Raw genomic sequence first — 19,185 nt, 5'->3', positions numbered from 1 at the left:
ATTGCGAATGTTCGCCTTGATCAAAAAAAGCCTTTTTTTGCTGAGAGGCATTTGCCAGAATATTCATCGCCAGACAAGAAGGGCGGATTAGAAAGTATTGGCCCCTGCTCGTTGTGATTTCGTTTATTTTTATAGGACGAGCTCATTAATGGGTGGGCCGCTACAGACTTGCCGTTATCGACTTTTTATTGTCGGTGCCTTTGGGTTTTGGCAGTTAACCAACTAGCAAGATGCTAAAGAATCAGGGCTGCGCACATATAAGCGCGAGCAGGCTTCCTGTTGCTCTTTTTCTTGATTGGAATATGCATTTTTTCTTATAAGGAATATAGGTTCTATGAAACTTAACAAAATCATGATGGCTGCAGTGATTGCATTTGGCGCAAGTTCTTTTGCACAGGCAGCCGATCAGGGACACGGTAAGGTCACCTTCACGGGCTCTATTATTGATGCGCCATGCTCTATTGCGCCTGAGTCGATCGATCAGACCGTAGATCTGGGCCAGGTGTCCAACGTGGCGTTGAAAAACGGCGGCAAATCCAACCCGCGTCCGTTTGAAATCAAGCTGGAGCAGTGTGATACCACTACGCTGAAAACCGTTAAAACCACCTTCAGCGGCATCGCTTCGTCAACCAACAAGGATCTGTTGGGTATCGCGGGCACCGCCAGCGGCGCCGGCGTAGCAATCACTTATGGCGGCCAGCCGATCAAACTGGGTCAGGCGACCGCGGCACAGACGCTGAATACTGGTAACAACAGCCTGAACTTTGCCGCCTACCTGCAGGGCGAAGGCGCTTCCGCCGCCATCGTTCCGGGCGACTTCACCGCCGTAGCCGATTTCACCCTGGCTTATCAGTAAGTGAGTCCGAAGGCTTAATCAACCAGGCATGGGGTTCGCCGCATGCCTGGTGAATCTCCCTGTCAAAGGAATGTCGCGATGTTTTTACCAAGGAATCGAGCGGGTGCCGTTCTTTTGGCGTCGTTGGCGTTTGCGCCCGGCTATGCAACTTCCGCCGCGCAGGGGTGGGGCAAGGTCAGCATGCACGGCGCCATTATCGACACCGCCTGCGCTATTGCCGCCGGCAGCCGCGATCAGACGATCGATATGGACACTCTTCCTCTTGGGCAGATCATTCGTGACGGCCAGGGGATGACCAAACCTTTCAGTATTGAATTGGTCAACTGCATTTTGGAACGGCCGGAAAACAAACCTGATTGGAAATTCTTTCAGGTCACGTTTGATGGTTATGCGGAAGGCGCTCTGTTTGGCGTACAGGGCGAGGCGCGCGGCGTCGCATTGAAGATAAAAGACAGCAACGGCACGCCGGTTATTCCAGGGAAACCCTTACCGATGGAAGGAATAATACCGGGAAATAGAGTGCTGAATTATTCCATGACGTTGATGCCGAATCATCAGCCGTTGAAGGCGGGAGCGTATTTTTCCACAGTGCGTTTTAAGCTGGATTATTTTTGATTTTTTCTCGTACTGACGGTTAATTCGTTATTGAAAGGACTTTTATTATGCTTTCACCGGCAGGGAAGTTATTTCGTCTTCAAGCTTTGGGGCTTTGTGTTGCCCTTTCTCTGGGAAATCCGATCGCGTTGGTCTATGCCGCCGACGTTATTCAATTCAATACTGACGTATTAGACATCAACGATCGTAAAAATATCGATCTGAGCCAATTTACGCGCAGCGGCTACATCATGCCGGGCGTTTATACCATGGTGGTGCACGTCAATAAGAACGACCTGCCGGAACAGCCGGTGACGTTTTTGGCGCCTGAGAACGATCCTAAAGGCAGCGAAGCCTGTCTTTCACCGGCATTGGTCAACCAACTGGGGCTGAAAGAAAAGCTGTTAAGCACGCTGAACTGGACACACGGCGGCCGCTGCCTTGACGCCTCCAGTCTGGCGGGGATGGAAGCGCGCGGCGATCTCGCCAGTTCCGCGCTGTATCTCAACATCCCACAGGCCTATCTGGAGTACAGCTCGGAAAACTGGGATCCGCCTTCGCGCTGGGATGACGGTATTCCCGGGCTGCTGTTTGACTATAACGTCAACGCCCAAACGCAAAAGCACCAGAAAGGCGGCAGCAGCTACAGCCTGAGCGGCAACGGCACCGGCGGCGCCAACCTGGGCGCCTGGCGCCTGCGCGCAGACTGGCAGGCCAACCTCAACCACCAGACCGGATCTTCTCAGCCGACTGACAAACAGTTCGACTGGAGCCGCTATTACGCCTATCGGGCGATCCCGGCGCTGCGTTCGCGGCTGACGATGGGGGAGGATTACCTGAACTCCGACATTTTCGACAGCCTGCGCTTTACTGGCGTCAGTCTGCGATCCGACGACAGCATGTTGCCGCCCAACCTGCGCGGCTATGCGCCGGAAGTGACCGGCGTGGCGAAAACCAACGCCAAGGTGGTGGTCAGCCAGCAAGGGCGCGTGCTGTATGAAACGCAAGTGGCGGCGGGGCCGTTCCGCATTCAGGACATCAACGACGCCGTTTCCGGCGAGCTGGACGTGCGCGTCGAAGAGCAGGATGGCAGTGTGCAGGAGTTCAAGATGAACACCGCCAACATTCCTTACCTGACGCGCCCGGGCACGGTGCGTTACAAGCTGGCGACGGGCAAACCGTCGGAGTGGGGGCATCACCTGCGCGGGCCGATGTTCGGCACCGGCGAGTTCTCCTGGGGCATCAGCAACGGCTGGTCGCTGTACGGCGGTGGCATCGCCGGCGGCGATTACAACGCGCTGTCGCTGGGGATCGGGCGCGATCTGATGGCGCTGGGGGCGCTGTCGTTCGACGCCACGCAGTCGCGCGCGCGTTTGCCGCAGGAGGGCACGCTTACCGGCGGTTCGTATCGGTTGAGCTATTCGAAGAACTTCGATGAATACGACAGCCAGGTCACCTTCGCCGGTTACCGCTTCTCCCAGGAGGACTTCATGAGCATGGGGGACTACCTCGATGCGCGTTACGAAGGGGGACGCAGCGGCAAGAGCAAGGAGATGTACACCATCACCTTCAACAAACAGTTCCGCGATCTGGGGCTCAGCACCTATCTCAACTACAGCCACCAAACCTATTGGGATCGGGCGCCGAACGATCGTTACAACCTGATGGTATCGCGCTACTTCGATATCGGCGATTTCAAGAACGTCAGCGTATCGCTGTCGGCCTATCGCAACCGTTACAACGAGCGCAACGACGACGGGATGTACCTGTCGCTGTCGCTGCCCTGGGGCAGCGCCGGGACGCTCAGTTACAACATGACGCTCGATCGTGAAGAGAACGCTCATCGGGTCGGTTACTACAACCGGGTCGATGAACACAACAACTATCAGATCAGCGCGGGCGCCGCGCGCAGTGGGGCGACCGCCAGCGGGTATTACAGCCATCAGGGCGATATGGCGCAGATCAACGCCAACGCCAGCTACCAGGCCGGCCGCTACAGCGCCGTCGGCATCGGCGCGCAGGGCGGCCTGACGATGGCGGCGGAAGGGGCGGTGCTGCATCGCGTCAATACGCCGGGCGGCACGCGCTTGCTGCTCGATACCGAAGGCGTCGCCGGCGTGCCGGTGCGTGGCTACGGCAGTACGGTGCTGACCAACCGTTACGGCAAGGCGGTGGTGGCGGATGTGAACAGCTACTACCGCAACAAGGCCAGCATCGATCTCAACAGCCTGGGCGACAACGTCGAGGCGACGCGTTCCGTGGTGCAGGCCACGTTGACCGAGGGCGCCATCGGCTACCGCAAGTTCGAGGTGATTGCCGGCGAGAAGGCGATGGCGATCGTCAAGCTGGCGGACGGCAGTGAGCCGCCATTTGGCGCCACGGTGCTGAATGCCCGCAAACAGGAGACCGGCATCATCAATGACGGCGGCAGCGTTTACCTGTCCGGCCTCAACCCCGGCGAGCGCATGAGCGTGCACTGGAACGGCGCGGCGCAGTGTGAAATCCAGCTGCCGGCGCCGTTGCCGGCTGAAATGCTGATGAACACGTTGCTGCTGCCTTGCCGTCCTCTCACCGGTAACAAGCCGGCGGAGAACGCCAACTGATACCCCCGGCGGAGCGTGCTTCGCCGCTAAACCGCCGGGGCGGAATCGCCCGCCTTCGGCTGACTGGAACCGTGAAGACATGATGAATCTGACTATGACCAGAAAGACCGTTTCCCTTTTGAGCTCGCTCGCCGCCGCGTTGACGATCGGCGCGATCGGCCTGCCCGCCCATGCGGCTATCGCGCTGGATCGCACGCGCGTGATTTTCGACGGCGACCAGAAAACGGTCAGCCTCAACATCAGCAATCAGAATAAGCAATTGCCCTATCTGGCCCAGGGGTGGATTGAAGACGATCGCGGCAACAAGATCCAAAGCCCTTTCACCGTGCTGCCGCCGGTGCAGCGGGTGGAGCCGGGCAAACCGAGCCAGGTGAAGATCCAGTCGCTGCCGGCGGCTCGTCAGCTGCCGCAGGACAGGGAGACGCTGTATTACTTCAACCTGCGCGAGATCCCGCCGCGCAGCAATAAGCCGAACACGCTGCAGATAGCGTTGCAGACGCGCATCAAAATGTTTTATCGCCCGGCGGCGCTCGCCCCGAAAAAGAACGCCGCACCGTGGCAGGAGCAGCTGACGCTGACCCGGCAGGGCGACAAGTACGTGGTGAACAACCCGACCCCGTATTACGTGACGATCGTTGAGGCGAGCGCCGGCAAGGGCGGGAAAGGGGCCGCCGGCTTTGAACCGTTGATGGTGGCGCCGAAGGCCAGCGCCCCGCTGAACGTCTCCGCCGCGAGCCTCGGCAGCGGCCCGTCGCTGGCGTACATCAACGATTACGGCGGTCGGCCGCAGTTGAACTTCCGCTGCGCCGGCAATGCCTGCCAGGTCGTGCCGGTCGCCAAATGACGCGCCGCGCGCAAGCAGGGAAGACCAAGTCATGAACACAGCGGAGTGAACGAATCATGCAACGAAAGAACCCCATGCTGTTGGGAAAGGCCTATGAACGTCATCAGCGACGCACTATTGGCCTGACGGTGTTGGCCGCGCTGATGGTGCCGCTGACGGCGGGCACGATGTTGATGCTGATGCCGCCGGCCCGCGCGGTGGATAACTGGGACGTTGAGGGGGCGAACGGCACGCTCCACGTCTACGGCGCGTTAACGGAAAGCGCCTGCAGCCTGGAAATGACCACCGCCCGCCAGGAGGTATGGCTGGGCGAGACGGGAACGGCGCACTTCCAGCGCCCGGGCGATCGCGGCACGCCGGTCGCCTTCGAGCTGACGCTGAAAGACTGCCTGCGGGCGCCGGCGAGCAACCGCGACGCCTGGACCGGGGTTCTGGCCTGGAACGGCAGCCAGCCTGCGGTGTCCGTCGCGTTTTCCGCGCCGACGGATGACGACGCGCCGGGTCTGGTCAGGGTCGCCGGCGTCACCGGTTTGGGGTTGCAGTTGGCGGATGCCCGCGGTCTGCCGGTCCGCCTCGGCGCGCGCAACAAATCGGTATTGCTGACGCCGGGACAAAACACCCTGACGTATACGGTGACGCCGGTGCGCACTCCGGCGACGCTGAGCGCCGGCGCTTACCGCGCGGCGATCGATTTCCGTCTTTATTACGACTAATACGCCGCTTGCGCCTGGCAGGCGCAAGCATAACCAAAGGGAGTGGCGTCATGCGCGCGACAGAGACGAACCGGCGCCGAAGCGCGCTGCTGGGAGCCGGCATGGTGATGCTGGCCGGCATGATGGCGCAGCCGGCGGCTGCGGCGGAAAACATGCGCTTTCACGGTACGCTGGTGGCCGAGCCGTGTGTCATACAACCGGGGGATGAGGACATCCAACTGGATTTCGGCACCATCGTCGACAAATACCTGTACCTGAACACCCGGACCCACAGCCAAACCTTCGCGTTGCACCTGACCGAGTGCGATCTCAGCCTGGGCAATACGGTGGCCATTACGTTTACCGGTACTGAGAACGCCAAACTGCCCGGCCTGTTGGCGTTGGATGGCGGCAGCCTGGCGTCGGGGATCGGCATCGGGCTGGAGGACAGCAGCGGCAAGGCGCTGCCGCTCAATCGCGCCAGCGATAAATTCCGTCTGACCGCCGGCAACACCACACTCACGCTGCAAGCCTATGTGCAGGGAGAGCCGGAAGCCATCCAGACGAAGTCCATCGGCCGCGGCACCTTCAGCGCGGTGGCCACCTTTACGTTGGAATACGAATAAGCGTCTACAAGGACAAGAAACGCAATGATGAGAAAGCACGTCAATCACGCCCTGCGCATGGGGATGCTGTGCCTGTTGGCGTTGAGCGCCGCCGCTTGCCAAAGCCAAAAGCCGGGCAAGCCTGCCGTGAACACCCAAAATCAGGCTGCGCAACCTCCGTCAGAAGAGGTGTTGCGCAAGCAGCGTGAGGCCGAGCAACTGCGGCAGTGTCAGGAGCAACTGGGCGCGTTGCGCACGATCAACGAGAAACAGTATCAGCGCTACAAACAGGCGTTCGACAGCCTGATGAGCGGCGCTTCCCAGTACGCCAACCTGCGCGCCCGGGTAAACGGTGACACGCAGGAGACGGTGGATGCGCTGTATCGCTACAAGGTCAACTATCTGTGCGCCGGGGTGAATCAGGCGGTGTTGACCGGGCTGGCGGATCGCGGGGAGCAGGTTAAATGAGGCTGCGTCTGCTGGGCTGTGCGGTTCTGCTGTTCACCGGCGTCGCGCAAGCGGACGACGGCGTGCCGGCGCTGCTGCAGTTTGCCGAGCAGTATCAACGGCAGAATATCGGTCCGGCGACCGAAAAAACGGCGCCGGGCGACCGTGAGTCAGGGAAAAAAAAGCGTGAGCCGGCGAAGCGCCTGTCGGACAACAGCCAATCCGCCTCACCGGCCAAAACGTTTACGCTGAGCCAGGAATTATTGGCGCGTGACCAACAGCTGGCGCGCCAGCGAATGGAACTGACGATGTTGCGCCAGGAACTTGCTGCGCTGCGGACGGAGAAAGCGGCGCCACCGGTCGCGGCGTTGCCGGACTCGTCAACGCTTCAACAGTGGATCGCCGGGCTGGGCGCCGCCTGGCGTGGTTCGCCCGACGCGCAGCGCGCCGAGGCGCTGTTGCGTCAGGCGACGCAGGAAACCGCCAAAAGCAGAGCGACGGCGGCGCAGGCCGAACGGCGCGTCACCGAACTTGAGTCTGCCGCGCAGGCATCGGCACAAACGCTTGCACAACGCCAACGCGAGCACCAGGAGGCGTTGCACGCTCTGCGCGCCGCGTTAGAAGAAAGCGAGCAGAAGCGGGCCGGTGAGCAGAAGGCGACTCAGCAGGCGCGCGAAGACCTGCTGGCGTTGCGTAAGCGGCTGCAATGGGAGATGACGCCGGAGCAGTTGAAGGATGAACGCAAGCGTTTGTCCTATGCGGCGGGCAGTGCGCTGGGGCGGGATATTCAGGGGTTGATGACGGAGCGTCAAAGCTGGGGCGTGCCGGTGGATCGCGACAGCCTGTTGGCGGGGGTTATCGACAGCGTGTCGGGACGTTTGCAGCTGTCGCCGCAGGAACTGAATACGTTGACGGCGCAGGCGGATGCCGCCGCCGTGGCCGCGCGTGAGAAACGCGTTAACCAGCAGCGGCGGCGCGATGACGATTACCTGACGCAGTTCAGTCAACAAAAGGGCGTAAAGCAGTCGGCGATGGGCTTCTGGTATCGGGTGGATTATGCCGGGGAGGGGGCGCTGGCGCCAACGGCGGTGGTCGATGTTGTGGTGAAAGAGAAGCTGACCGACGGCACGGTGATCCAGGATATGGATCTGAGCGGCAAGGTGCTGTCGCAACCGCTGTCCGAATACCCGCCGCTGTTCCGGGAGGCGATAAGTCATCTGCACAACCACGGCTCGTTGACGATGGTCGTGCCGCCGGCGCTGGCCTACGGTGAAACCGGCTACCCGCCGAAGGTGCCGCCCAACGCCACCATGGTTTATGAATTGCGCATCGACAACAGCCAGGCGCCGGCAAAGGGCGTCCAGGCGGTTAAACGGGAAGCCGACACGGCGGGAGGGCAGGGATGAACACGATGATAAAAATCGCGTTATTTGATGAGAATCGATACTTCAGCGCCGGTTGGCAAGAGGCTCTGGCGCTGCACTTCAGCACTTACGGCAAGCGCACGCTGTTAGTGGATGCGCGGCAGGCTCATGAAGCCGATCTGGTGTTCTGCTATTTTCCTCCCGGCGTGCAAAGCTGTTTTTGTCACCTCTCTGAGGCGCAGCCCGTGGGGCGTAAAACGCTGTATTTCTCGTTGCGAACGCCGGAGGGACGGCATAAACGCACCGTCGGTAACCGCTGCTCGCTGGAGGCCGGCGTCATCTACCACGATATGCCGTTGGTTTCGGCGCTGTATCAGGTGAGCGCCGAGCTGGAGCGGCGCAGCAAATGGCCGGGCCGACTGAGCTGTGGCAGGAACTGCGCATGCCAACACCGGGGCTTGACGTTGCGCGAACAAGAGATCATGCGCTGCATGACGCGGGAGATGGGAGTCACGCAAATCGCCCGGATGCTGGATATTAGCGTGAAGACGGTCAGCAATCACAAGATGAGCGTCATGCGCAAAATGGGATTCCGGCGTAATGCCGAACTTTACGGCTGGCTGCGGCACAGCGCTCGTCCCGGGGCTGTGGGGCTTCGCGCGGGCATTCAGCCCGGCGTTGCGGCAGGAAAGGATCGCTATTGAAACGGCGCCGGCCAAGTCACACCGGCCGGCGCCTTAAGTGCCTCGCCGTGGCGATCAGTTGCAGGCCACGACCTTGATCGCCAGCCCGCCCTGTGAGGTTTCGCGGTATTTGGCGTTCATGTCTTTGCCGGTCTCGTACATGGTTTCGATCACCTTATCCAGACAAACCCGCGGTTCGCTGGTCCGGCGCATCGCCATGCGTGCGGCGTTGACCGCCTTAACGGCGGAAATGGCGTTGCGTTCGATGCACGGCACCTGAACCTGGCCGGCGAGCGGATCGCAGGTCAGCCCCAAATGGTGCTCCATGGCGATCTCCGCCGCGATGCACACCTGCGCCGGGCTGCCGCCGAGCAGCTCGGTCAACCCGGCCGCCGCCATTGAACAGGCCACGCCTACTTCCCCCTGACAACCGACTTCGGCGCCGGAGATCGAGGCGTTCATCTTGTACAGCGCGCCAATCACGCCGGACGCCAGGAAATAGCGGGTGTAAGAGTTGGCGTTCACCGGGCGGATGAACTTGTCGTAGTAGGCCAGCACCGCAGGGATGATGCCACACGCGCCGTTGGTCGGCGCGGTGACCACGCGGCCGCCGGCCGCGTTCTCTTCGTTGACCGCCAACGCGAACATGTTGATCCAATCGACCACGTTCATCGGATCGATATTGTTCTTGTCTCCGGTCACCAGAATGCGGCGCAGCGCGGCGGCGCGGCGCGGCACTTTCATCGGGCCGGGCAGCAGCCCTTCGGTGTTGATGCCGCGCTCGATACCGGCGCTCATCACCTGCCAGACATCGGCGAAATGCGCGTCGATATCCGCCTTGCTGCGCAGCGCCAGCTCGTTTTGCATCACCAGGCCGGACAAGGACAGCCCGGTTTCCTTGCAATGCTGCTGCAGATCGTGCGCTGATTTGAACGGATAGGGCACCGGCGTGGCGCCCTCGGCGGACTGGCCGAAGTGCTCTTCGTCGACGATAAAACCGCCGCCGATCGAGTAATAAGTTTTGCTATGCAGCAGGCGTTCACCGGCGAAGGCGCGGATGCGCATGCCGTTTTCATGCAGCGGCAGGTTGTCGCTGTGGAAGTTCATGCCGCCGTGCAGCGGGAAATCCACCTCGTGGTGGCCGTTGGCCAGCGGCAGGCGGCCGCGTTGCTCAACGTCGCGAATAAAGCCCGGAATGCTGTCGATGTCCACATCGTGCGGCAGGTTGCCGGCCAGGCCCATGATGATGGCGATGTCGGTGTGGTGACCTTTACCGGTCAATGACAGCGAACCGTAGACGTCGACCACCACGCGGGTGGTGTCCTGCAACTGCTGGTGCGCGATCAGCTCGTCGACGAACTGTTTGCCGGCCTTCATCGGGCCAACGGTGTGGGAGCTGGATGGGCCGATACCGATTTTGAAAATATCGAAAACGCTGACCATGGTCTCGCCTCCTTCTTCAGGTTTCAGGCGGTGAATACGGGAAATGGGGGAGTGCGGGAGGGCCGGCGCGCAAGCGGCGCCGGCCGGGCGTGATTAGCCGAGCAGGCTGAACACGATGGCAGAGATGGCGATCAGACCCATCACAACCACGAACACGTTGCTGATGTGGCCGCTGTACTTGCGCATGGCAGGCACTTTACGGATGGCGTACATCGGCATCAGGAACAGCAGCATGGCGATGATTGGGCCACCCAGGGTTTCGATCATGCCCAGGATGCTTGGGTTCAGGGTGGCGACGATCCAGGTGGTCACCAGCATGAAGATAGCGGTCATGCGGTTCAACTTGGCGGTGCTGACGGTTTTGCCGCGGCTCTTCATCGACTTGGCGACCAGGCCGTTGAAGCCTTCACGGGCGCCCAGGTAGTGGCCCAGGAACGATTTGGTGATGGCGACGAAGGCGATAACCGGCGCGATGTACTCGATCATCGGGTTGTTAAAGTGGTTGGCCAGGTAAGACAGAATCGAGATGTTCTGCGCCTTGGCTTCCGCCAGGTTTTCCGGCGTCAGGCTCAGCACGCAGCTGAACACGAAGAACATCACGGTCAGCACCATCATGATGTGTGCATAAGCCAGAATGCGGGAGCATTTCTTCTCGGCGTCTGCGCCGTACTCTTCGCGTTTGGCGACGGCGAAGGCGGAGATGATCGGCGAGTGGTTGAAGGAGAACACCATCACTGGAATTGCCAGCCACAGGGTCATGATCAGGCCGTGACCCATGCCGGTACCGCTGCCGGACAGCGACACGTTTTCGAAGATGGCGCCGGTCCAGTTAGGGATCAGGTATACCGCCAGCAGCATCAGCACCGCCACGAACGGGAAGACCAGGATGCTCATGGTTTTCACGATGGCCTGCTCACCGAAGCGCACGATGGTCATCAGGCCGACGATCAGGATCAGCGACAGGATGGCGCGCGGTGGCGACGTCATGCCCAACTGGTGGGTAATGAAGCTGTCGACGGTGTTGGTGATCGCCACGCTGTAAACCAACAGAATCGGGTAGATGGCGAAGAAGTACAGCAGAGTAATCAGTTTACCGGCGGTGATGCCGAAGTGCTCTTCTACCACGGCGGTGATGTCTTCACCGGGATTTTTACCGGACAGAACGAAACGGCACAGGCCGCGGTGGGCAAAGAAGGTCATCGGGAAAGCGATGATGGCCATGATGATCAAAGGAATCAAACCGCCGATGCCGGCGTTGATTGGCAAGAACAGGACGCCTGCGCCGATGGCGGTGCCGTACAGGCCCAACATCCACATGGTATCCGTTTTACGCCAGGTAGTGCTGGAACCCGAAGCCGCAGAGGCAATTGTGCCGGTCTGTGTAGTGTCCATAAATATCTCCGAAGTGAACACGAATTTAAAATTAAAAGGCAAAACTTAAGGTTAAACCGTCAAACGTCCTATTCAGGCAACGCTTGCGGTAAGAATCAGGTGTTGCTTGCGGGGATGTGTTGGCGTCCCCCTGGTTGTTTATTGTGTTCATTACCACAGGCGCAGTGCCGGGTAATTCACCAAAGACTTTTCACCGCCACGGGGTGATAAAAGTCGTTACCGCTGCCGACAGGTCTTTGCCTGTCGATTTTTGTTGGCGGCAAGATAACGATTTACAGTAGAAACAACCGTGATCCTGCTCTCAAATGCGTAATATGTGCAGTTATCTGCTTTTTCATCGATTTTTCGCGCATTTGTTGCACGTTTGTGTAAGATTTTGTGCTGAGAACGCTCTCATAAAAATTTCTGCGATTATGCGGCTTGTACAATAATTAGCCGGATAAAGCGCTGTGCTCAGCAGCAAGCCGAGCAATATATTTTATGCGTGGTTTTGGATCTAGCTAAAAACCCGGATTAAGCAGTTTTAGTGACGTAGATCACATTGTATTTTTAAGTCAAATGAGCGGTATTAGTTTGTTTTTAAATAATTTTAATTGAAAAACACCGCTAGTAACGAAGGGAAATTACTTACGTGGTTAGCGGATAAAAATGCGTAACCATTCATCATATAAATAACAGATAGCTAACAGGTATTGGCGAGATTTGCTGCAATAGCCTAACCGGCCGTTTATTTAAACATCCCGGTCTTTGGCGCGATTTATCATATAAAAGCCATAAATAGTCGTTAATTCATCCAGCCGAAAGCGGGTTTTACCGGAGAGATAATAATCACTCGGGTGACCTGTTGCATTTTATTAACCTGATGTTGCGTGAGGATAAGCGAAAAATGCGTATCGATTGCGCATTATTTGTTCATCGCGGGCCGTGGGAAAAGAGAGATTTCAGCGGCGCGCCGTCGTTTCCGACGGCGCTGAAGGGGGATCAATAGCGGGTAGCGATGGCGTTATCGTTGAAGAACGCCATGAAGTCGGCGTCCGGCTGGCGATCGGTGATCACCCGATCGAACTGCGTCAGCGGGCCGATACAGGCCGGCTTGATTTTGCCGAACTTGCTGTGATCCGCCACCAGGATCTTTTGCTGCGCCATCGCCATCGCGCGATGCTTCATCTCCAGCTCGTCGAAGTTGAAGCAGGTGGCGCCGTGCCTCAGGCTGAGGCCGGCGGCGGAGATAAAGGCGATGTTCGGGCAGATGTGATCGAGCTCATTACGGCCGCCGACGCTGGAAAAGATGTAGTTGTTCGGTTTGAACTCGCCGCCGCACAGGATCACCTTGCAATTCGGTTTGTCTTGCAGTGCCAGGAAGGTGTTCAGCGAATGGCACACGGCGGTGAAGGTCAGTTCGTCGGCAATGGCGTCGATGATCGTCGGGGTGGTGGTCCCGCAGTCGAAAAATACCGTGTCGTTTTCATTGATCAACGGCGCCGCCAGCAGGCCGATGCGCCGTTTCTCCGTGACCTGTTTGGCTTTTTGATCGGAAACGAAGTAGTTGGTCACGCCGTTGCTGCGCGGATCGGTCACCACATAGCCGCCGAGCAGCACCACCGCCGCCGGCTCGGCGCTCAGATCGCGGCGAATGGTCATCTCCGAGACCCCCAGCAGCGCGGCGGCTTCTTTCAGGTGGATCTTGTCAGCGCGTTTTAACGCCTGAACTAACCGGTTGATACGTTCTTCGCGCCGCGTTTCCATAGATCCGTCTTCCCACAGGTAGTAGAGGTAAAAAGCGTGCCGCCGTTTCCGGCGCTAAACACAACGATGCGGGGCAATATCGGGCCGCATCGGCCGCCCGTATTGTCCCGCATCGGAGTGTATTGGCTGCGCCCGTTAGGGCGCGCCGACGATCAGTAGCTGCCAGCTGCCGCCTGCGCGCCGGATACGATGGCAACGCCGGAGCTGGTGCCGATACGCGTGGCGCCGGCTTTGATCATCTTCTCGGCGGTGGCGCGATCGCGCACGGCGCCGGAAGCTTTCACGCCCATTTCGCTGCCCACCGTCTCGCGCATCAGTTTGACGTGCTCTTCCCGAGCGCCGCCGGTGCTGAAGCCGGTGGAGGTTTTAACGAAGGCGACATCGAGTTCGCGACACATTTCACAAACCTGGACGATCTGCGCATCGCTGAGCAGGCAGGTTTCCAATATTACCTTCAACGGGATCGCCGCGCAAACCTCGCGCACGGCGGCGATGTCGGCTTTCACTTCGTCCAGCAGGCCGCTTTTCAGCCAGCCGACGTTGATCACCATATCGATCTCTTGCGCGCCGGCGGCGATCGCCGCTTTGGCTTCAAAGGCTTTGGCGACGGTCAGGCCGGCGCCCAGCGGGAAACCGATCACCGAGCAGACTTTCACGGTGCTTTCCTGCAGCAGCTGGGCTGCCAACGGCACGTAGCCGGAGTTGACGCACACCGCATAGAAGTTGTGCTGCTGGGCTTCTTCGCACAGTTTGGCGATCTGCATTTCGGTGGCGTCCATGGCCAGCAGGGTGTGGTCGACATAGCGGGCGTAATCGATGTTTTCGGAGGTCATCGCGGTTCCTTAATGAAGTTGAGAAAAGAGCGTTGATAGAGGATGTGAAAATAATAACATTACAATGCGGGTAAACCTAGCGGGATTTGAAAAATGTCGACGAGATCATAGTTATCTCACTGTTATATGTATAACTTAGGGGAGGTTTATTTGTTATTTAAATAACATTTTCAGCGGCCGCTCGCGGCCTGCGCGGGCGAAATGTCGAGGGAAAACGATGAAAATCAACATTGATCTGGTTCCTGCCGCGTTCGGGGCGCATCGGCAGGCGCTGTTCCGCAATGCGGATTTCGCGGTGAGCGCCCATCGCTGCGCAGAGCGCGGGCCAATGCTGACGCTGGCGAATCGGCGCGGGGCACTGACGGTCTTGCCGTATCAGGGCCTGGCGATTTGGGATGCTGAATTTGACGGTTACTCATTGAAATCGGGCCGCCGCAGCGGGCGGGGCGCTGGAAGAAAGCGCGATGATGTCGCCGCGTTCTGCCCCGCCTGGCCGAGTCACGACGGCGCATCGCTCCAGATGCAACGCGTGTGGCTGCAGCTGGCGGGCGACGAGCTGACGTTGCAGGGCGAAGGCGAGCGGTTGGGCGAGGGATGGCGCATCGGCCCGGCGCTGCGTTTGGCGGCGCAGAGCGCGCAGTTCGCCATTGAGATGAAAGTCACCAATCTGGCCGATCGGCCGCAGCCGCTGCGCTATGTGTGCCGCCTCAACTACGATTGCATTCCCGACGCGGTATTCCGCCAAAACTTGCCGACGCCGGCGCTGTTGGGGGAGGCGCTCGGGCAGGAACTGCTGTGTTCCGAGGATCTGTCTCGCTACGTGGACCGAGCCGAATTCTTTATGCTGGCGCCGCAAGGCCGGCGCTATGTAACGCGTTTCGCCACCGGGCAATTCAACTATGGTCTCCGGCGCATCGCCGTTCAGGGCAACCGGCAGTTGCTTTCCTTTATCCAGCCGGCAAACTGCCGCCCGAATGCGCCAGAGGGTGAGGGAGTGATGCTGGGAGCGGGAAAAACGCGGGCGTTCTGCGTGACTACCGGCGTGGTGTGAAATAAGCAGGGGCGGTAACGCCCCTGTCATGTTGTGCGGTTACTCTTTCACCCAACCGCGGCGAATGGCGAAGGCGAACAGGAAACGATACAGGCGCGACAGCCTGTCGGCGATGACATCGCCGAACAGATTCCACACCAGTTGGGCGAACAGGCAGCCCACCAGACCGAGCAGGAAACCGCCGACCATATCCAGCGGCCAGTGCACGCCGAGGTAAACGCGTGACCAGGCGATGCCGACGGCGACGATCATCAGCAGCACGCCGGACCAAACGCGGTGCCAGAACAGGAACGCCAGCGCGAAGGTAAAGATGGCGGTGCCGTGATCGCTCGGGAACGAGCTGTCCGGCGCGTGTGGCAGGAAGGTATAACCGACGCCGGCGACGAACGGGCGCTCATGCGGCAGCAGCGCGCCGATAGCGGAAGCGGCAAGCATGGCGAACAGCAGCGCGATAGTGGTTTTTGCTACCACCTGGCGTTGCGAAACCAGCTGGCTTTGCGGCCCCCACAGCCAAAGACCGACGATCAGCAGCGGCACGATGATGATCAGATCGCGCGCCAAAAAGGTGGCGAAATCGATCATCCATTCGGGAGACGCCGGAGTCGCATTGATCCAGGCGAAAAGAAAATGGTTCAACTGTTCCATAACCGTTACCTCGTCTTGCGGCGCCAATAGCCGCTAACCGTCCAATAAATAGCCAACTGGCTTAACCAAACCCACCAACCCGCCCACAGGTTATGGGTAAGAAAATGTGCGCCGCGCATGATCTGACCAAAGCCCATCAGCATGCCTAGCGCGATGCCGCCGCACCAACACCACCAGGCGAGGCGTGGACGCTGCGGATAAAACAGGAAAAACAACGCCATCACCGCGAAACCGCTCGAGGCGTGCCCGCCGGGGAAACAGCGGCCGGGGCCCGGCAGCGCCGGTACCGCGCCGAATAGCGGGAAGGACATCGCCTTGCCGCCGTACTCAATCAGATCCCACGGGCAGGAGTGCGCGCTGGTGGCTTTGAGAATGCCCACCACCAGCGGGCCGATGCCAATCAGCAGCATGGTCACGATCAGGCGCGCGCTGCGGCGATAGATGCCCCAAAACAGCGTCAGCACCGCCCCTACGATCACTATCTGCTTCAACAGGCGGTGATTGATCAGATCCAGCCAATAATTGTTTTGCCACGGGAAATGCCCGCTGGCGGCATCGTACCAATAGTTGCTGATCGCCCAATCCAGCTGTTCGTTGCGGGAGAGCCACAGAAACGCCAGACCGCTGATCAGCAGGCCAAAAACCTGCCAACGGTAAAAGGATGTCGACAGGGAGTAAAGGGCGGTTGTCTTAATTTGCGGTGTCGTTGAGGATTGATTTAATGACGATTCTGGATTCACGCGCAGGCTCGGTGACAGGATTGAATGACGTCACTGTAATAATTCTGTCTTAAGAAAACCTTAGTCCGCCGGCAAGAAAACCCTATCCGAGACCACCGCCTTCGGCTAAGGTAATCGTTTGCTTTTTTTCGGGATGAGAGTGTGGTGATGCAGAATAAAGCGCGTGTCTTACTGTTGGCGGCTGCCGGTGCGGCCTTTTCTCCGCTGAGCTTTGGCCAACCTGCGGCCGCCGGGCCGATCGTGGTGCAGGGCGCCATGCCGGTGGAGGCGGAACGTTTTGCCCAGCGGTTGGAAAACCCGCGCGAGGAGCAGATCGGCGGCTGGCGCTTTTGGCACGGCACCGTAGACGGCTACCCGGTGGTGGTGTCGGAGACGCTGAAGGGCATGTCCAACGCCGCGGCGGCCACGGCGATCGCCGCCACGCAGTTTCACCCGGTGGCGATCATCAACCAGGGCACCGCCGGCGGCCATGATCCGGCACTGAAAGTATATGACATCGTGTTGGGCAAATATTCGGTCAATCTCGGGGCGTTCAAAACGCCGGCCAAGGCGTTGGGGGAAGGCAGCGACTCGCGGCAGTGGCAGCCGATGGATCTGTTGGCTTCCAAAGGCAGCGCCGGCGAGGACAAAAAGGCGCACAGCCTGCGTCAGTTTCCCGCCGACCCCAACCTGCTGGCGATTGCGCAAAGCGTTAAGGGCGATTACCGACAGGGCAAGGTCGTGGAAGGGGTGATCGGCTCGGCCGACGTATGGAACAGCGAGCTGGATCGCATTCGCTATTTCCACGACAGCTACCTGACGTCGGTCGAAGAGATGGAGACCGCCTCCGCCGCGCAGATCGCCGCCGAGTTCAAGGTGCCGTTCGTCGGCATTCGCGTGTTGTCCAACAACATCACCAATCAGGGCAAGTACGATCCGCAAACCGGGCTGGCATGCCAGGATTATGTCTATCAGGTGGTGAAGGCCTATGTTGCCAACCTGAAGAAACGCTGAGTCATTGCTCCGGTTAATCGGCGATATCAGGCGATTGTCACTATTGATCGCCTATTGTAAAGAAGATTAAACCTGTGGCGGGCTTGGCTGTAGTGTATTAGTTTATAGGCGGATTATTTGACAACGTGTAGGGATAAAACATGAACAAGGCATCCGTTGTATTTTCTGGCCTGCTGATGGCCGTTTCCGCCGGCGCCATGGCGGCGACCTCTGGCGATGATGCGGATATCAGCAAACAGCCGCTGGAAAAGATCGCGCCTTACCCGAAAGCCGAGAAGGGCATGAACCGCCAGGTGATCTACCTGCCGAAGCAAGAGCACGAAGAGAACTACAAGGTGGAGCTGCTGATCGGCAAGACGCTGGAAGTGGACTGCAACCGCCACATGATTGGCGGCACGCTGGAGACCAAAACCCTCTCCGGCTGGGGCTATGACTACCTGGTGCTGGAGAAGCTGTCCGATCCGGCCTCCACGCTGATGGGCTGCCCGGACAACACCAAGACCAAGCAATTCATCGCCGCCAACCTGGGTGATGCCGCGATGCAGCGCTACAACAGCCGCCTGCCGATCGTGGTATACGCGCCGAAAGACGCGGAAGTGAAATACCGCATCTGGAAAGCCGAAGACACCGTAAGCCAGGCCGAACAGAAGTAATCGCCGTCTGACGCCACTCCGCTTGCCCTGCGCGGCAGGCGGAGACTTTCCCCCGTTACGCTTTTTTTTCGCCCACCAACACCGCCCGTTCGGTTTCTTCCCCCATGGCGATTAGCCAATCCAACACCGTTGAGAAGATCGCATCCTCCTGGGCGTCGGCCTGGGTCATCAGCACGTAATCCGTCCCGTCAGGCGCAAAGCCATATGGCGCCACCAGTGCGCCGTTGACGATATCATCCGCCACCAGCGCCAACGGGCCGATGCCGATACCGGCACCGGCGACCGCTGCCTGTAGGCTGAGATAGAAATGTTCGAAACGCAGCTCGTTGCCTGGCCGGATCTCGATGCCGCTGTGGGCACACCAGTCGCGCCAGGCATACGGGCGCGTCTCGGTGTGGAGCAGGGTACCGCGCAGTTCACGCCCCGCCGCGGCATGCTCCCGGCGGCATACCGGGCCGACCCGTTCTTTGAGGAACGGGCGGGCGACCACGTCGTCGGCGATCGGGAAATCGTTGCGGCGAATCGCCAGATCGATGCCTTCACGCGAGAAGGCGACGGCGCCGCCGGCGGAGACCAGCTGCAGATCGCGTTCTTTCCCCACCGCCTGCTGCAAACCGGCCAGACGCGGGATCAGCCAGCGGATCAGAAAGGTCGGCTCGCAGGAGATCACCAACGGGCGATTCTGATGATGCCGACAGGCGCGGTCGATCGCCGACTGCAGGTTGTCCAGCCCCCGGCCGATCTCGCTCGCCAGCTCTTGCGCCTGCGGCGTCGGATGCACCATGCGGCTGGTGCGTTGAAACAGCGCGAATCCCAGGGTCTGCTCGAATTCGCGCACCGCGCGGCTGACGGCGCCGTCGGTGACGTTGAGAGATTTGGCGGCTTTCGACACGCTGCCGTACCGCACCGTAGCTTCGAAAGCCCGCAATACCGCCAGGTTAGGCAATCTTCGTTGACGCACTGCGCCCCCTTTTGATTGAGTTTTTGTCAATCATCGATAC

19 protein-coding genes are annotated in these 19,185 nt (G+C 59.5%); 12 read left to right on the top strand and 7 right to left on the bottom strand.

From position 1 onward, the window contains the following. The first annotated feature begins 334 nt into the window (after nt 1-334). From ACJ8PE_RS16205 to ACJ8PE_RS16165, 9 genes are all read left to right on the top strand, one after another. Complete coding sequence (locus ACJ8PE_RS16205; protein WP_004938731.1) at nt 335-856, top strand: fimbrial protein; 522 nt, start codon at nt 335-337, stop codon at nt 854-856. A 78-nt stretch (nt 857-934) separates the two neighbouring features. Further along, nucleotides 935-1,471 carry a fimbrial protein gene (locus ACJ8PE_RS16200; protein ID WP_033642500.1) on the top strand — a complete coding sequence of 179 codons (537 nt, stop codon included), beginning with the start codon at nt 935-937 and terminating at the stop codon, nt 1,469-1,471. A 47-nt stretch (nt 1,472-1,518) separates the two neighbouring features. Then, on the top strand, nt 1,519-4,053 hold the full coding sequence (locus ACJ8PE_RS16195) for an outer membrane usher protein (RefSeq protein ID WP_074446877.1): 2,535 nt from the start codon (nt 1,519-1,521) through the stop codon (nt 4,051-4,053). A 79-nt stretch (nt 4,054-4,132) separates the two neighbouring features. After that, the gene (locus ACJ8PE_RS16190; protein ID WP_080350172.1) at nt 4,133-4,897 is read left to right on the top strand and encodes a fimbria/pilus periplasmic chaperone; all 765 of its coding nucleotides are present in this window, start codon (nt 4,133-4,135) and stop codon (nt 4,895-4,897) included. A gap of 74 nt (nt 4,898-4,971) precedes the next feature. After that, the gene (locus ACJ8PE_RS16185; protein WP_197793759.1) at nt 4,972-5,610 is read left to right on the top strand and encodes a fimbrial protein; all 639 of its coding nucleotides are present in this window, start codon (nt 4,972-4,974) and stop codon (nt 5,608-5,610) included. A gap of 50 nt (nt 5,611-5,660) precedes the next feature. After that, complete coding sequence (locus ACJ8PE_RS16180; RefSeq protein ID WP_197760188.1) at nt 5,661-6,215, top strand: fimbrial protein; 555 nt, start codon at nt 5,661-5,663, stop codon at nt 6,213-6,215. Between the two features lie 24 nt (nt 6,216-6,239). Further along, nucleotides 6,240-6,662, top strand: a complete 423-nt coding sequence (locus tag ACJ8PE_RS16175) for a hypothetical protein (RefSeq protein WP_046686746.1) — start codon at nt 6,240-6,242, stop codon at nt 6,660-6,662. Continuing rightward, nucleotides 6,659-8,047, top strand: coding sequence for an FKBP-type peptidyl-prolyl cis-trans isomerase N-terminal domain-containing protein (locus ACJ8PE_RS16170; RefSeq protein ID WP_197793757.1), 1,389 nt, complete (start codon nt 6,659-6,661; stop codon nt 8,045-8,047). The genes ACJ8PE_RS16175 and ACJ8PE_RS16170 overlap by 4 nt, the downstream gene beginning before the upstream one ends. Further along, nucleotides 8,044-8,709, top strand: coding sequence for a response regulator transcription factor (locus ACJ8PE_RS16165; protein WP_033650640.1), 666 nt, complete (start codon nt 8,044-8,046; stop codon nt 8,707-8,709). Before ACJ8PE_RS16170 ends, ACJ8PE_RS16165 begins: the two co-directional genes overlap by 4 nt. 54 nt (nt 8,710-8,763) lie before the next feature. On the opposite strand, the gene ACJ8PE_RS16160 is transcribed toward ACJ8PE_RS16165, so the two are convergent. The 4 genes from ACJ8PE_RS16160 to deoC all read right to left on the bottom strand — a co-directional run bounded on the left by ACJ8PE_RS16160 (nt 8,764) and on the right by deoC (nt 14,102). Then, nucleotides 8,764-10,131: an L-serine ammonia-lyase gene (locus tag ACJ8PE_RS16160; RefSeq protein WP_033642507.1), complete on the bottom strand. Its 1,368-nt coding sequence runs from the start codon at nt 10,129-10,131 to the stop codon at nt 8,764-8,766. A 93-nt stretch (nt 10,132-10,224) separates the two neighbouring features. After that, nucleotides 10,225-11,523 carry an HAAAP family serine/threonine permease gene (locus ACJ8PE_RS16155; RefSeq protein ID WP_033650641.1) on the bottom strand — a complete coding sequence of 433 codons (1,299 nt, stop codon included), beginning with the start codon at nt 11,521-11,523 and terminating at the stop codon, nt 10,225-10,227. 981 nt (nt 11,524-12,504) lie between these two features. Next, nucleotides 12,505-13,269: a DNA-binding transcriptional repressor DeoR gene (gene deoR, locus ACJ8PE_RS16150; protein ID WP_042784074.1), complete on the bottom strand. Its 765-nt coding sequence runs from the start codon at nt 13,267-13,269 to the stop codon at nt 12,505-12,507. 152 nt (nt 13,270-13,421) lie between these two features. Next, complete coding sequence (deoC, locus tag ACJ8PE_RS16145; RefSeq protein WP_033642510.1) at nt 13,422-14,102, bottom strand: deoxyribose-phosphate aldolase; 681 nt, start codon at nt 14,100-14,102, stop codon at nt 13,422-13,424. A 217-nt stretch (nt 14,103-14,319) separates the two neighbouring features. On the opposite strand from deoC, the gene ACJ8PE_RS16140 reads away from it, so the two are divergent. After that, the gene (locus tag ACJ8PE_RS16140; RefSeq protein WP_033642511.1) at nt 14,320-15,153 is read left to right on the top strand and encodes a hypothetical protein; all 834 of its coding nucleotides are present in this window, start codon (nt 14,320-14,322) and stop codon (nt 15,151-15,153) included. Between the two features lie 39 nt (nt 15,154-15,192). Here the strand turns inward: ACJ8PE_RS16140 and ybjG are convergent, their stop codons facing one another. Beyond that, on the bottom strand, nt 15,193-15,798 hold the full coding sequence (gene ybjG / locus ACJ8PE_RS16135; protein WP_033642512.1) for an undecaprenyl-diphosphate phosphatase: 606 nt from the start codon (nt 15,796-15,798) through the stop codon (nt 15,193-15,195). Nucleotides 15,799-15,803: 5 nt separating this feature from the next. Beyond that, nucleotides 15,804-16,538 (bottom strand): phosphatase PAP2 family protein, encoded by a 735-nt coding sequence (locus ACJ8PE_RS16130; protein ID WP_197793182.1) that lies wholly within the window; start codon nt 16,536-16,538, stop codon nt 15,804-15,806. A gap of 147 nt (nt 16,539-16,685) precedes the next feature. Here ACJ8PE_RS16130 and ACJ8PE_RS16125 point away from each other — a divergent pair, with 147 nt between their 5' ends. Beyond that, nucleotides 16,686-17,531, top strand: coding sequence for a 5'-methylthioadenosine/S-adenosylhomocysteine nucleosidase (locus ACJ8PE_RS16125; RefSeq protein ID WP_060421618.1), 846 nt, complete (start codon nt 16,686-16,688; stop codon nt 17,529-17,531). Between the two features lie 140 nt (nt 17,532-17,671). Next, a complete protein-coding gene (gene eco / locus ACJ8PE_RS16120; protein WP_049202226.1) occupies nt 17,672-18,184 on the top strand; it encodes a serine protease inhibitor ecotin in 513 nt (170 codons plus the stop codon). Between the two features lie 55 nt (nt 18,185-18,239). On the opposite strand, the gene ACJ8PE_RS16115 is transcribed toward eco, so the two are convergent. Next, nucleotides 18,240-19,145, bottom strand: a complete 906-nt coding sequence (locus tag ACJ8PE_RS16115) for a LysR family transcriptional regulator (protein WP_060440311.1) — start codon at nt 19,143-19,145, stop codon at nt 18,240-18,242. Between the last annotated feature and the right edge of the window lie 40 nt (nt 19,146-19,185).

The sequence above is a fragment of the Serratia sp. CY74737 genome (genome assembly GCF_052166775.1).
Lineage (GTDB): Bacteria > Pseudomonadota > Gammaproteobacteria > Enterobacterales > Enterobacteriaceae > Serratia > Serratia ureilytica.
This window is presented reverse-complemented; position numbering and strand designations above follow the sequence as displayed.